Below are 13877 nucleotides of genomic sequence, written 5' to 3'. Positions count from 1 at the left end.
TTATTTCAACACCATAATTGGCGAACCTGTCATTTCTGCAGGTTGTTCCAAACCCATTAAATGCAGCATAGTAGGTGCAACATCGCTCAAGGCTTTACCGGAATGCGCTTGTGCGTCACGACCTACATAAATAAAGGGTACTGGCTCGCTAGTATGTGCTGTGTGCGCTTGGCCTGTTTTAAGGTTTGCCATTTGCTCTGCATTACCATGATCAGCAGTTATTAGTGCTTCTCCACCGTATTCTTTAAGGGCATCAACTACACGACCAATACAGCTATCTACTGCTTCACAGGCTTTAACTGCCGCCTCAAATACACCTGAGTGGCCGACCATATCGCCATTAGGGTAGTTACAAATAATGGCATCATACTTTCCACTTTTTATTGCTGCAACGAGTTTATCGGTAAGCATTTGTGAGTTCATTTCTGGCTGTAAATCATACGTTGCTACTTGAGGAGATGGGATTAGCTCGCGAGTTTCGCCGTCAAACTCATTTTCGCGTCCGCCACTAAAGAAAAAGGTAACGTGGGCATATTTTTCAGTTTCTGATATACGTAGCTGAGTTTTACCTTGTTTCTCAAACCATTCGCCAAGTACGTTATTAAGCGGCGTTGGGCCAAAAGCCACTGGCGCATCAATATCAGCAGCGTATTCAGTCATCATCACAAAGGCACTAAGCTCGGGCGATTTTTTCTTATTAAAGCCGTCACAATCAGGTTCGACAAAGGCGCGAGTGATTTCGCGTGCGCGGTCTGCTCTAAAGTTGGCAAATATAATGGTGTCGCCATCATTTACTTTTACAGATTCGCTACCTTTTGGGGTAATAGTACTTGCTGCTACAAATTCGTCATTTTCATCGCGCTCATAAGCCGCGTAAAGTGCGTTTACGCCATCTTCATAATCAAAGTCGCTTTCACCTAGGGTGATTAAATTATACGCTTTTTCAACACGGTTCCAGCGGTTGTCTCTGTCCATGGCATAGTAACGACCAATTAATGAGGCTAAACGGCCACATTTAAGCTCGCTAAACAAGGCTTCAATACGCTCAATTGATGCTTTAGCGCTGCGTGGGGGAGTATCTCTGCCATCTAAAAAGGCATGAAAGTACACCTCTTTAGCGCCGCGTTTTGCAGCCAATTGTATACTCGCCACAATATGATCTTCGTGACTATGAACGCCACCAGGGCTTAGCAGTCCCATAATATGAACGGCTTTGTTGGCATGAACAGCTTTATCAATGTTTTCAACCAGTGCAGGGGTTGTATCAAATTCGCCATCATCAATGGCTTTTGTGATGCGAGTAAAATCTTGATACACAATACGACCAGCACCTAAATTAACGTGGCCAACCTCAGAATTACCCATTTGACCACCAGGAAGACCCACATCTAAACCCGATGCTGAAATTAATGTATGAGGGCGAGTGGCCCAAAGCTCATCTAATACAGGGGTATTAGCAGCTAAAATGGCATTGCTTTGCTCATCTTCTCTGTATCCCCAGCCATCTAAAATCATTAATACCAGTGGTTTTTTATGCTCTGTCATAGTCACTCCTATTAGGGTCTGTTGACCTTTGCGGATTAAAATTTGTTCAAACTAGGGGCGGTTTAATCGCGGCGCTAGGTTTGTAACCTAGTGGGCTAAGTAAAAACCGAGCAACAAAGAGTAAATCGCCCCTAGGCAGAACCCTTCGGGCAGCACCTGTTTGGCATTGATGCTGCGTTATCGCCTATTTATGGGGAATAACCACACCACATAGGCTCTGCCTTACCTAAATACCAAACAGACTGCTGCAAATTTAACCTTGAAAGATCAACAGACCCTAGCGTTGCTAAAATACACGCTAACATTAATGCCAACATGCCAAGCTTAAGCATACCGTGTTTTATAGCTAGGATCAGCAATGAAAAGAAGATATTAAAAATTTTCAATGAGCTCACTCTCTCAATTGTATACTTTGAAGGGGTGGGTTATTTTTTAGTTAAAAGAGCACTACATTGTGGCTTACAAGCGTGCTTAAACTCGCATTTTTAGCTGATTTGGGTATACTTGCGCGGCTAATCCCTATTTTATTCAAGTATTGAATAGGCTTGTAGGGTAAGCTAAGCCTATGTGTAGGTAAAATTCAGAGTAGCCTAACAGTGCTCTAAATTGAATTACAGGTGAGTGACTGCTCATTGTGTAAGTTCAATAAATATGAATTAAATATCTAAAACACCCTGTTTTAGCATGTAACTTTATAGTGGAAGTCGAATGGATCAATATATTGAATTTGTCTCAAATCATCCAATTCTAAGCCTAGCTTGGGTTGCGATTGCGTTTCTTATTGTTAGTGGCGCAATAAAAAGTAAATTTTCAGCAATTCGTCAGATCAATCCTCAGCAGTTAACGTTACTTATTAACCGCGAAGACGGTCAGGTTGTTGATATGCGTGGGCAAAAAGAGTTTAAAACAGGCCATATTGCCGGTGCTGTGCATTTAAACCCTGAAAAAGCCAAAGAATCTGATTTCTCAACCCTTGAAAAGTATAAGAGCAAACCCATTATAGTGGTATGTGCTGCAGGCATGACTGCTTCAGGCGTTGCAACCGCAATGCATAAAGCAGGTTATGAACAGGTTTATGTTTTATCTGGCGGTATGGGGGCGTGGCAATCAGCAAGTCTGCCAACAACAAGCGGTCGCTAATACCTCTTAGCTAAACCGATTAAGGATTAATTATGAGTAACGTTGTTTTATACACCAAAGGATATTGTCCTTTTTGTCATCGCGCATTAGCGCTGTTAGACAGTAAAGGTGTAGAATACACAAACATTGATATTGGCGTTCAGCCAGAGCTTCGCGATGAAATGATCGCCAAAGCCGGTGGCGCAAGCACGGTTCCACAAATTTTTATTAACGATGAACACATCGGTGGCTGTGACGACATGATGGCACTAGAAGCAAAAGGTCACCTTGACGCTAAGCTGAGTGCTTAATTTAATTAATTATAATAAATAACAGGTTAGGAATAACAATGAACGAACAAAATCAAAACGCAGCAGCAGAAGCTGATGCAGGCGCACAGTTTACTATTCAACGTATTTACACTAAAGATGTGTCGTTTGAAACGCCAAATTCACCAGCTATTTTTCAAAAAGAGTGGGCTCCAGAAGTAAAATTAGATTTAGATACACGCTCTAATAAGCTTGATCAAGGTGTATACGAAGTTGTTTTAGCATTAACTGTGACGGCATCTATCGGTGAAGAAACTGCGTTTTTGTGTGAAATTCAGCAAGCAGGTATTTTTACTATTGCTGAAGTTGAAGAAATGCAATTAGCACACATGTTAGGTGCATTCTGTCCTAACGTGTTATTCCCATATGCACGTGAAGCGGTATCGAACTTAGTAAATCGTGGTACGTTTCCACAACTTAATCTTGCGCCAGTTAACTTTGACGCATTATTTGCACAGTACATGCAGCAACGCACAGCGCAAGCTGAGCAGGCTTCAGCAGACGCATAATTTATGAATACAGCAACATCAGCTGTTACTGTTTTAGGGGCGGGGTCATATGGCACCGCCCTTGCTATTTGTTTAGCCCGAAATGGTCACAAAGTGACTTTATGGGGACGCAATAGTCAAGACGTTGCGACGCTTGCAGCTGAGCGAAAAAATCAACGTTACTTACCTGATATTCCTTTTCCTGACACCTTAACCCTTGAAGCTGATTTACAGCATGCAACAGCAGCTAGCGATATTGTACTGGTTGTTGTGCCAAGTCATGCGTTTGCTGACACGTTAAAGCAAATTAAACCGGCTTTGCGCTCTGATGCAAAAATAGCGTGGGCTACTAAAGGGCTTGAGCCAGATACTGGGCGTTTATTGCAAGAAGTGGCAGTGCAAGAACTCGGTGAAGAAGTACCATTAGCAGTGCTTTCGGGGCCAACTTTTGCCAAAGAAATGGCTAAGGGCTCACCAACCGCTATTTCGGTGTCATCAACGTCATCAGCATTTGCGAAACAAATTGCCGATTTATTACATTGCGGTCGCTCGTTTAGAGTGTACAACAATGACGACTTTATTGGCATACAGCTTGGTGGTGCGGTTAAAAACGTAATTGCTATTGGTGCAGGGATTTCTGATGGTGTTGGCTTTGGTGCAAATGCACGTACCGCGCTTATTACCCGTGGTTTAGCAGAGTTATCGCGTTTGGGTTGTGCCCTAGGTGCGAAACCAGAGACCTTTATGGGGATGGCTGGTTTAGGCGATTTAATTCTAACCTGTACCGATAATCAGTCGCGCAACCGCCGTTTTGGTTTAGCCTTAGGTCAAGGTGAAAGTGTTGATGATGCGATTGCATCAATCGGCCAAGTAGTTGAAGGCTTCAGAAATACCAAAGAAGTGTATTTACTTGCACAGCGTGCGGGCGTTGAAATGCCAATCACTGAGCAAATATACAAAGTGCTTTATGAGAATAAAGGCATGAAAGCAGCTGCTATGGCATTACTTGGTAGAGAACAAACTTCTGAGTAATAACACCAAATTTATTAAAATCAATTATTGCCTACCTTAAGTGTTATTCATAGTGAGCAACCTTAAGGTATTGGCAAATGTGCTAATCTTAAGGTTGCTTTAATAAAGCTATTACAACATATACGCTTAATTAGAGTAGTTTGTCATTATTTGATTGACGTTTATTTTGGCTAAACCTTGATTATAAATTTGTTGCCATTTTTGTCCTTCTGCATCGTTTCTAAACGCAATATATAGTTTTTTCTCTTCAAGTAAATTTGCGTTCATCGCAACTTTACTTGCAATGCTGGTAAGGGATTTATCTGTGCTCAGTAAGTACTTTAATGCATTAGCATCAATAACTGCTGCGTCTATTTATGGCCAACCACACTACATAGACTCAATCTTTCCTCAAGATCAAACATGCAGCTGTAAACTTAACCTTTAAATGTCACTAGATCTTGAATAAATACAACTTTCAACAGTCTACTTGTCTCAGTTTTAGGTTACGTTTTAAAAACACGGGCAGAATCTTTTAATTGTGCCGCTAGCTCTTGCATATCCCGAGAGTAAGTTTGAACTTGTTCAATTTTAGCCATACTACTTTGTCCAGCCGATACCACTTCATTAATATTTTTACTTAAGTCCTCAGCAACGGTGCTTTGCTCGGTAACTGCACTTGAAATATGGCTCGACATTTGGGTAATTGATCCAATTGCGTCAGAAATATTTGCAATCAGCTCGCTCGCTGCAGTTGCGGCACTCATACTGTCTTGACTCATATTTTTACTAAGTTGCATGACATTTACTGCAGATTGAGAGCCTTTTTGCAAATTTTCAATGGTAGTATGGATCTCCGCTGTGCTTTTTTGTGTTCTACTTGCCAAAGAACGTACTTCATCAGCAACTACGGCAAACCCTCGCCCTTGCTCACCTGCTCGAGCTGCTTCAATAGCGGCGTTTAATGCCAGTAGGTTTGTTTGTTCTGCGATAGCCTGAATAACGTCAAGTACTGATACAATATCCTGAACAGATTCTTCTAAAGTACCTATTACTCTAGATGATTCATCAAGTTGACCGACTAAACTTTCAATAGAGTTAATAGAGTTTAAAAAAGCTTCATGAACTTTTTGTGCATCAATATTTGCAGTTTCTGCAGAGTTCAAAGTATGCTTTGCATTATTTTCTATTTCGGTTGCAGAGGAAGCCATTTGTGTAATAGCTGTCGCTATTTGGTCTGTTTCTACCTGTTGTGTGGATAAATAGTGCACGCCTTCTGCGCTTAGTGATGAGATATTACCTGCAACACTAAGCGAATCATCTACCGACAATTTAAAACCATTTATAAGCGCTGCAATTTTATGCTCAAACTTATTAAAAGAGGCTGCCAGTTGACCTATTTCGTCATCGCGTCTAACAACGATTTCTTGTGTTAGGTCGCCATCACCACTGGCTATCATTGCCATTTTTTCTGCTACCTCAGATAGAGGCTGCGCAACTAGTTTTTTAAAAATATAAACTAAAACAGCTCCCAAAATACTGGCAAGCAACAGCATCTCAATGACTAAAAATATCGCCAATTCAGTTAATACTTTATCAATATGACTGTATTCAACGTAAAGACTCACTGAGCCGACTTTATTAGGGGTACCTGAATCATCATAAATAAGTTCACTTTGTATAACAGACTGTGTTTTTACACCGTCTGTTTCTGCAAAAACTTGCTCATTAGTATCATAAATTGTTATTTTAGAAATATTATCAGAAGCTACTTCAGCTTTTATTAACTTATTTGCGAGCTCGTCTTGAAAGTTCCACATTGCATTGGGTAACGATAAACCAATACGTTCCTTAGCTAGGCTAATCTCAGTATCAAGTTTTTGCTTTAGTTGATTACTTTGGGTGGTATAATCATAAATTCCAAAGCACAACAGCACCAATATCATAGCGCTCAACGTGGTAACTACAAGCCTAAATAAAATTGAACGGGTCAAAGGATGTCCTTACTTTAAGTAGTTTGACATTATTGCATTAACATCTATCTTCTCTAACCCTGAGTTGTAGATTTGTTGCCATTTTTTTCCTTCGGCATCGTTTCTAAATGCAATATAAAGGCTTTTATCTTCAAGTAATGTTTCATTCATTGATACTTTACTTTTCATGCTTGCCAGTGATTTATCAGTACTTAGTAAATAATTAAGCACATTGGCATCAATAACTGCTGCATCAATTCTACCTGCTGCAACTTTTTTGATATTTAGTACATCTGAGGGGACTGCATCACCCTTTATCGAACCCGCGGCAATCATATCGTCAAGCTCTTTAGTATTTACATAATCTTGCACCACACCTATACGCTTACCAGCTAAATCACTGGTAGTAGAGAAAGTGATAGGTTTTACATTGTTTTGTACTAACCCAAGTGGACCTGTACCTGTTGGATTTGAAAATACAAAATCAGACGTGTCATGCATATACTCAGGAAAATAACCAACATACTTTGAATTTGCTTGAGCTGCAGAATTAACTGCGCGAGACCATGGGAAAAAGTCTACAACAAGCTCGTGCCCTTCAGCTTTAAATGCGGCTTTTGCTACAGCAACAGATGCACCTTGTTGATCAAGTGATTTATCAGCATAAGGCGGCCAAGCTAATGACGTTAAGTAAACGGTATCGGCACAGACTAAGTTTGAAAAACCTAATAATATTAATAGTAATAATGTTTTCATAGCGTAACCTTAAAAGTTAAATGTTCTTGATACTGAAAGAAGTATAGTCGAGTCACCATAGGTGTCTAAGTCTGTGTCTTCATAGCTGGCCGATAAGTTCCAGTCATTGATAGTGTAATTAGCACCAACACGCCAATGAATATAGTTATCATCATCAGCTTCCCACTGCCACTTGTCGTCATCATGGCTGAGTGAGTAGTCGGCACCTATATCAATCGAAAAAGCATCATTAATGGGAAAGTTGTGCGTGATCATTACAATGCTGTGGCCAGCACCCGTACCAAAGTAATCCCATGCATGCCAGAAGTTTAGATTAGTATTACCATAATTGAACTTAGCGTACGCTTCAGCATAGTTATAGTCTGAGCTAAAGTCCTCGCCATGGTAGGTGTATTGAGCTATGCCTACGTCAAGGTTTATAGAATCGTTTAGGCTAGTAAAATAACCTAAATAACCATCTGCTTCTATATCTGTACCTTCTCCAAAGTCGACATTTGAACCCCAAACACCAGCATAAAAACCAGTGTCTCCAGCCCAGTCAAAGCTAGCCTGTAGGGCTGGGTCCTCTTGAGTTTGGCTAACACCATTGAATAAATAATCAGAAACAACAGTTACTGTTGCCGAAGTCGCCGCAAGTGATGAAGTTGAGCAAAGTAGGAATGAGCTAAGTAATAATTTTTTCATAATTTAACGTTTTAAAAAGGAATATTATTATTAGCTTAGTACAAGTTTATAGATTTTGAAAAATAGTCAGTGATAAGGGTCTGTTGACCTTTGTGGATTAAAATTTGTTCAAACTAGGAGCGGTTTAATCGCGGCGCGAGGTTTGTAACCTAGTGGGCTCGATAACTGCTCCTGCGTTACTCTACTGGCTTACATCCATGTAAGAATGAGTAAAAACCGAGCAAAAAAGAGTAAATCGTCCCTAGGCAGAACCCTTTGGGCAGCGCCTGTTTGTTATTGATGCTGCGTTATCGCCTATTTGTGGGGAATACCACACCACATAGGCTCTGCCTTGCCTAAATACCAAGCAGACTGCTGCAAATTCAACCTTGAAAGGTCAACAGACCCTAATACTTAGTGACGCTTAAAGTTACTAAATTTAAACGCCAGTTTAATTTATTGGGCGTTTGGAAAACCAAGCTGGCGCCAAGATTCATACACAAACACAGCGACCGCGTTAGATAGATTCATACTGCGACTATCGGCTTGCATAGGAATACGCACGCGTTGCTCATTGGGTAATGCTTGGATCATTTCATCAGGCAAACCTCGAGTCTCAGGGCCAAATACCAAGCAGTCACCCGCTTCATATTGTGCTTGATGGTGAAATTGACTGCCTTTGGTGGTGCACGCATACACTTTTTTAGGCTGGCACTTTTCTAAGTAAGCTTCAAATGAAGCATGGCGTTGCACATGGCTAAATTCGTGATAATCAAGGCCAGCGCGTTTTACACGTTTGTCATCCCACTCAAACCCCAATGGTTCAATTAAATGAAGTGCAAAGCCTGTATTGGCACATAAACGAATGATATTCCCGGTGTTAGGCGGAATTTCAGGTTGGTATAAAACAATATCCAGCACAATAAGCCCTATAAAATCTTTAATTTGACGAGCTCAGTATACACGAACAATGAATAAAAAATGATATACTGAAAACATTAAATACAGCTTACAGCGGAAAGATACGTGCATAATCGCAGTTATGAATTTTGGGTTAAAGCCTCTAGCATAGTGACCATGGTTATGGTCAGCCTAATGATTGCGACCAAGGCATGGGCGTGGCTAGCGTCGGGTTCTGCGTCAATGCTTGGCTCATTAACCGACTCATTAATGGATATCACAGCAACGTTAATGAGCTTTTTGGTTTTATCGTACGCGCTGCGTCCTGCGGATGACGACCACCGATTTGGCCACGGTAAAGCAGAGGCGCTTGCAGGGTTAGGGCAGGCCGCTTTTATTGCAGGCTCGGGTTGTTTATTGGCGTTTCATGGTATTGAGCGTCTCATTAACCCCGTAGAGCTGACGCATTCATTATTAGGTGTATGGGTGAGTATTTTTGCCATAGTGTGTACATTAGTGATTGTGTATGTGCAAAATAAAGTCGTAAAGCATACAGAATCAATCGCTATAAAAGCAGATTCTGTGCACTACAAAGGCGATTTAATTTTAAATGCAGCGGTGCTACTTGCTATTTTACTTGCTTATTATGGGGTGCTGTATGCTGATCCGTTATTTGCCATAGGTGTGGCAGGATATTTACTTTATAACAGCTGGGATATAGCAACCGAGAGTGCCTCACACTTAATGGATAAAGAGCTACCCGATGAAGAAAAGCAAAGTATTTTTGAAATAGCCCGTAATCATAATGACGTTTATGGGGTGCACGATATTCGTACTCGACAAGGTGGTAAAGTTAAATTTATTCAGCTGCATTTAGAGCTTGATGACAATTTACCACTTATTCGTGCCCATAAAGTATCAGACGAAGTGGAAGCCATGATCACTCAGCAGTTTGAATCACAAGTGGATATATTGATTCATCTAGATCCGCTCTCACTTAGTCGTTAACCTAATCTGAACTCTGCTTGAGATAGATTTATTATCTATAATTGAGGTTAATTTACAGACTCGCAAAATTTATACAGGCTAGTTAGCAGTGATTGGCGGATATCATCACGTTCAAAAAACAGCTCGTGCTTAGCTCCTTTAAACTGCTTGATTAGGGTATTTTTATGCCTACTTGCGAGCTTATGTTGGGCTTGATTATCAACCACTTCATCATTTTCTGCGCTGGCTATAAATAGTGGGGTGGTTATAGATAGCTTATCGAGTGCTTTAATGAACGAAAAAACGGTATGCAGCCAACCATAAGTCACACCACCTAATTGTAATAGTGGGGTTTGCTGATAAGTTGCCCTAAATTGCTCGTAACGTATTTGACTACTGGTTAAAGTATTAAGCGCAAACTCTTCAGCTGAATAATCGCTTTGCCCTAGTGCATAACATCCTGAGAAACCTAATAATGACGCACTCGCAGCGATAAACTGTGCAATTGGTTTGGGTATTCCTTTGGTATAAATATCAAACATGGGCGCCGATAAAAACGCTCCACTAAAATCATGTGAATAGCGTGCTAAGTAATCAAACGCAATGGCGCCGCCCATTGAATGGCTAAGTAGTAGTTTTTTACCTTGCCAGTGCTGCTGCACCACTTTTTCATTAAACTGGTTAAGATCGTGACTGTAATCTTCAAATTGTTTTACGTAACCTTTGTGGGGGTTTTTTAATAACCGATAAGAGCGACCTTGGCCTTGGTGATCAACAATAAACACAGCAAAATTATTACAATAAAGCTCCCAAAGTAGCTCTTTGTATTTATCGAGCCCTTCAATACGCCCTGAACTAATAACAATGGCTGTATGAGCATTTTTAGGCTTGGCATAAGCATAAAATAATTCCCCAGCTGCTGTGTTTAAATACGCTTTTTTAAGCGTATTAGTATAAAACTCAGTAATTGCAGACAGGTTATTTTCAAGCTCGCTTTCAGTGCTATAAAACATGGTCTCTCTTTTGTATTGGTAAGCTTACTTCAACGCATAATCCGCCAGCGTCTTTGTTTGATAAAACTAAATTTCCGCCATGCGCTATTACCGCATTTTTTGCAATGGCTAACCCTAACCCTGTCCCCCCACTGTGGCGGTCGCGGGCATCTGATTGCCTAAAAAACGGTTCACACAACTTATCGAGTTGCGCTTTAGGTACGCCTGGGCCGTCATCACATATTTGTATGTATATGGTATCACTGTGTTTTAAGCTAATACTAATAGTATGTTGTGCATATTTAATGGCGTTGCGCAGAATGTTCTCTAAGGCACTGGCAATCAACATTTCGTCGCACTCTATATTTACTTCAACATTACCATGTACAATTAAGGTTTTATTGTGCTGTTTTGCTTCAAACTGAGCATCGTTTATTACATGGTCAACAATCACTTGCAGCGACTGTGTTTGCAGCGATAAAGGTTGGCTATTGGCTTCTAAGCGCGATATCTGCAATACATCGGCTATCATTTTATCCAGTTGGTTAGCTTCTTTTTCAATACGCAACAAATAAGATTGATTTGCCTCACTTGCCTGCATTTGTGCAAGTCCTGTAGCCATTTTTAAACGGGTTAGCGGGGAGCGTAATTCATGGGATATATCGGCTAATAAACGTTTTTGAGCGCTAAGCAGTTGCTCTAGTTGATCGGCCATCCGGTTAAAGTCGCGCCCTAAAACTCCAAGTTCATCTTTTCGCTGACTATTTATTGTTGCACGCGCACTTAAATCGCCGTTTGAGAGCCTGATAGCGGCTTGTTTTAAGCTATTTATAGGGGCAATTAAGTTACGGCTAAATAAAAAGCTAAGCGTAAGCGAGGCAATAATTGCCATGGTAATTTTTAACCAAACGGGTAATAATCTTAAGCGAATAAAGAGCGGTCGCTGCTGATTGATATCGATTTCATATAACTCAAATTCCCCTTCAGGAACCCGAATGCGCACAGGGCCAAAAGCTTGGTAATATTCAGTAAAAATAACCTGTGGTGGCATGCCCTTACTAAAGTTAAGTAAGCTTAAATCAATATTGTTCTCAACATTTTTACTGATCAACACTTCATCGCTATTTTGTGAATTTAAATAAAGCAACTTACGTTTCGTTAAACGCGGATGAGTAATAATGTCATTAATAGAGCGCTTGTGTTTATGTGCGCTACGCTCGATACCTCGTGCCAAATATTCTAGATTTTTTTGCATCGGCCCTTGTAGTGGATCATGGCTAATGGCGTTTATTAGTGAAATATTACTCAAGAAAAAGAGCGCTGTAAAAGTGCCAATAATGGTCAGCCAAAACCACGTAAACACTTTAAAAAACAGATAATGTCGTGGGTGGCGTAGCCAACTAAAGCGCAGAGCTTTATTCTCCTTGGATGAAGACATATCCCGCTCCTCTCATTGTTTTAATTTTATCGCCCTCAATATGCTCGGCTATTTTTTTACGAATATTACTCACATGCATATCTATAGAGCGGTCAAAAGATGCTAAGCGTCTGCCTAATACATCTTCGCTTATTTGCTCTTTGCTAATTACATCAGGCGCGTGTTTTATCAATAAAGCGAGTATTTCGTATTCGGTGCCCGTTAATGTGAGGGGGATGTTATTAATACTGGCCTCTCGCGCAGCAAAATTAATAGTAATACCATTTAAAGAGAGCTTTTTATTAGTGTTATTACTTACACTATTAATATGTTCAATGCGGCGAGTAATTGCTTTTACGCGGGCTAGTAGTTCTCTGTGATTAAAAGGCTTTGGTATGTAGTCGTCAGCGCCGAGTTCTAAACCAAAAATACGGTCAAAGTCTTCTCCTTTAGCGGTCAGCATAATCACCGGTGTTAATTTACTTTGCCTGAGTTGTTTCAGTACTTCAAAGCCATCTATAGAGGGCAACATGACGTCTAGTAATATAAGCGCGTAATCGTTTTGCAAGGCAAGCTCTAAGCCTTGTTGACCATCATGTGCGGTTTGAATGCTAAAGCCTTGTGCACTTAGGTATTCGCTTAATAATTCGCATAAACCGGTGTCATCATCAATCATTAATAGTTTCATATATAAAGCCTTACGCGCTGTTTATGGTTTTATTTTACGCGTTTAATGTATCAATAGTTAGTCTTTACATAACCTTTACACTGCTTTGCGTTACTTTGCATTGAACCAGTTATAGTGAACATACTGGTTAGCAGCCAACAACCAATCCAATATTAAGGTGATGATTATGACTAAAGTAAACACGTTATCAAAATTAGTACTCATTTGCGGTTTAACAGCGGCAACGCTCACTACGGGCAGCGTATTTGCAAAAGGCGATGGCTATAAACAAGGTCACTCTCAGGCGCGCTTTTTACTCTCTGAGCGAGCAGCAGATAAGCTGGCACTTACGCAAGAGCAACAAACACAACTAAAAGCGATTTTTACAGCGCAAAAAACGCAAATTAAAGCGCTAAGAAGCCAAGACAAAGACGCGCGCCAGGCACAGCGCCAAGCCTATAAAGAACAAATGGATGCGTTATTGTCAGCGCCAAATTTTGACGAAAATGCAGCGAAAGAGTTATTAACTGCACGCCAAGATAAGAAACAGCAATTGGGGTTAATTAAATTAAAAACCCAGCATCAAGTAATGCAACTACTTAACGCTGAGCAAAAAGAGAAGTTAGCTAAAATTCAGCAGCGAATGACCAAAAAGCACCGCAAGCATAAAGCATAGCGTTTTAACACAAAGCAAAAAGCCAGCTAAATGCTGGCTTTTTTATATTACACGAGTGATTATTTAAAAAAGTCATCTTCATTTTTTGCCATCATTGCTTCAATGTCTTCAATCATGTCTTGATTGAATTCATCTGCAGAGGTGATGGGTGCTGAAATTTTATTATTTTCAAACGACCACTCACCTAAGTCAATAAGTTGGCAACGCTTTGAACAAAAAGGGCGATGCGGACTTTGTGCTGACCATTCTACTTTTACTTTGCAGGTTGGGCAGTTAACCATAGTTGGCATAATTTACTCTCAAATTAATATAGGCTTGGCTGCTCAATTTATCGTTAAGCAACTAAGCATTTTA

At 40.4% G+C, this 13877-nt stretch carries 16 protein-coding genes; 6 read left to right on the top strand and 10 right to left on the bottom strand.

From position 1 onward, the window contains the following. Both gpmM and P3J6_RS18170 read right to left on the bottom strand, forming a co-directional pair. Complete coding sequence (gpmM, locus tag P3J6_RS18175; protein ID WP_198523715.1) at positions 1-1545, bottom strand: 2,3-bisphosphoglycerate-independent phosphoglycerate mutase; 1545 nt, start codon at positions 1543-1545, stop codon at positions 1-3. A gap of 188 nt (positions 1546-1733) precedes the next feature. Beyond that, a complete protein-coding gene (locus tag P3J6_RS18170; RefSeq protein ID WP_138609618.1) occupies positions 1734-1931 on the bottom strand; it encodes a hypothetical protein in 198 nt (65 codons plus the stop codon). Positions 1932-2253: 322 nt separating this feature from the next. On the opposite strand from P3J6_RS18170, the gene P3J6_RS18165 reads away from it, so the two are divergent. Genes P3J6_RS18165 through gpsA form a run of 4 tightly spaced genes read left to right on the top strand, consistent with a single transcriptional unit; the run spans position 2254 to position 4513 of the window. Next, positions 2254-2685, top strand: coding sequence for a rhodanese-like domain-containing protein (locus tag P3J6_RS18165; protein ID WP_010391832.1), 432 nt, complete (start codon positions 2254-2256; stop codon positions 2683-2685). A gap of 32 nt (positions 2686-2717) precedes the next feature. Then, a complete protein-coding gene (grxC, locus tag P3J6_RS18160) occupies positions 2718-2975 on the top strand; it encodes a glutaredoxin 3 (RefSeq protein WP_138609617.1) in 258 nt (85 codons plus the stop codon). A gap of 38 nt (positions 2976-3013) precedes the next feature. Then, entirely contained in the window at positions 3014-3502 is a 489-nt protein-coding gene (gene secB, locus P3J6_RS18155) for a protein-export chaperone SecB (protein ID WP_198523714.1), read from the top strand. Positions 3503-3505: 3 nt separating this feature from the next. Beyond that, a complete protein-coding gene (gene gpsA, locus P3J6_RS18150; RefSeq protein ID WP_138609615.1) occupies positions 3506-4513 on the top strand; it encodes an NAD(P)H-dependent glycerol-3-phosphate dehydrogenase in 1008 nt (335 codons plus the stop codon). Between the two features lie 485 nt (positions 4514-4998). Here gpsA and P3J6_RS18145 read toward each other — a convergent pair whose 3' ends face one another. The 4 genes from P3J6_RS18145 to trmL all read right to left on the bottom strand — a co-directional run bounded on the left by P3J6_RS18145 (position 4999) and on the right by trmL (position 8805). Continuing rightward, positions 4999-6486 carry a methyl-accepting chemotaxis protein gene (locus tag P3J6_RS18145; RefSeq protein ID WP_198523713.1) on the bottom strand — a complete coding sequence of 496 codons (1488 nt, stop codon included), beginning with the start codon at positions 6484-6486 and terminating at the stop codon, positions 4999-5001. Between the two features lie 9 nt (positions 6487-6495). Further along, positions 6496-7221 carry a substrate-binding periplasmic protein gene (locus tag P3J6_RS18140; RefSeq protein ID WP_138609611.1) on the bottom strand — a complete coding sequence of 242 codons (726 nt, stop codon included), beginning with the start codon at positions 7219-7221 and terminating at the stop codon, positions 6496-6498. Between the two features lie 9 nt (positions 7222-7230). After that, the gene (locus tag P3J6_RS18135) at positions 7231-7905 is read right to left on the bottom strand and encodes a TorF family putative porin (RefSeq protein ID WP_138609609.1); all 675 of its coding nucleotides are present in this window, start codon (positions 7903-7905) and stop codon (positions 7231-7233) included. 435 nt (positions 7906-8340) lie between these two features. Continuing rightward, a complete protein-coding gene (gene trmL, locus P3J6_RS18130) occupies positions 8341-8805 on the bottom strand; it encodes a tRNA (uridine(34)/cytosine(34)/5-carboxymethylaminomethyluridine(34)-2'-O)-methyltransferase TrmL (RefSeq protein ID WP_178956626.1) in 465 nt (154 codons plus the stop codon). 156 nt (positions 8806-8961) lie between these two features. Here trmL and P3J6_RS18125 point away from each other — a divergent pair, with 156 nt between their 5' ends. Continuing rightward, positions 8962-9792, top strand: coding sequence for a cation diffusion facilitator family transporter (locus P3J6_RS18125; protein ID WP_198523820.1), 831 nt, complete (start codon positions 8962-8964; stop codon positions 9790-9792). Between the two features lie 47 nt (positions 9793-9839). Here the strand turns inward: P3J6_RS18125 and P3J6_RS18120 are convergent, their stop codons facing one another. The 3 genes from P3J6_RS18120 to P3J6_RS18110 are packed head-to-tail and all read right to left on the bottom strand — an operon-like array spanning position 9840 to position 12868. Beyond that, on the bottom strand, positions 9840-10784 hold the full coding sequence (locus P3J6_RS18120; RefSeq protein ID WP_178956625.1) for an alpha/beta fold hydrolase: 945 nt from the start codon (positions 10782-10784) through the stop codon (positions 9840-9842). Then, positions 10774-12201 carry an ATP-binding protein gene (locus P3J6_RS18115; RefSeq protein ID WP_138605549.1) on the bottom strand — a complete coding sequence of 476 codons (1428 nt, stop codon included), beginning with the start codon at positions 12199-12201 and terminating at the stop codon, positions 10774-10776. Before P3J6_RS18115 ends, P3J6_RS18120 begins: the two co-directional genes overlap by 11 nt. Beyond that, positions 12179-12868 (bottom strand): response regulator, encoded by a 690-nt coding sequence (locus P3J6_RS18110; RefSeq protein ID WP_198523712.1) that lies wholly within the window; start codon positions 12866-12868, stop codon positions 12179-12181. The genes P3J6_RS18115 and P3J6_RS18110 overlap by 23 nt, the downstream gene beginning before the upstream one ends. A 166-nt stretch (positions 12869-13034) precedes the next feature. Between P3J6_RS18110 and P3J6_RS18105 the strand changes: the two genes are divergently transcribed. After that, entirely contained in the window at positions 13035-13523 is a 489-nt protein-coding gene (locus P3J6_RS18105) for a periplasmic heavy metal sensor (RefSeq protein ID WP_138605552.1), read from the top strand. A gap of 59 nt (positions 13524-13582) precedes the next feature. Here the strand turns inward: P3J6_RS18105 and yacG are convergent, their stop codons facing one another. After that, the gene (gene yacG, locus P3J6_RS18100; protein WP_054202591.1) at positions 13583-13813 is read right to left on the bottom strand and encodes a DNA gyrase inhibitor YacG; all 231 of its coding nucleotides are present in this window, start codon (positions 13811-13813) and stop codon (positions 13583-13585) included. Positions 13814-13877: the final 64 nt, after the last annotated feature.

This window comes from Pseudoalteromonas sp. 3J6, from assembly GCF_903995135.1.
Taxonomy (GTDB): domain Bacteria; phylum Pseudomonadota; class Gammaproteobacteria; order Enterobacterales; family Alteromonadaceae; genus Pseudoalteromonas.
Note: the sequence above shows the minus strand (reverse complement) of the source record. Positions and strands in the feature narration are given on the sequence as shown.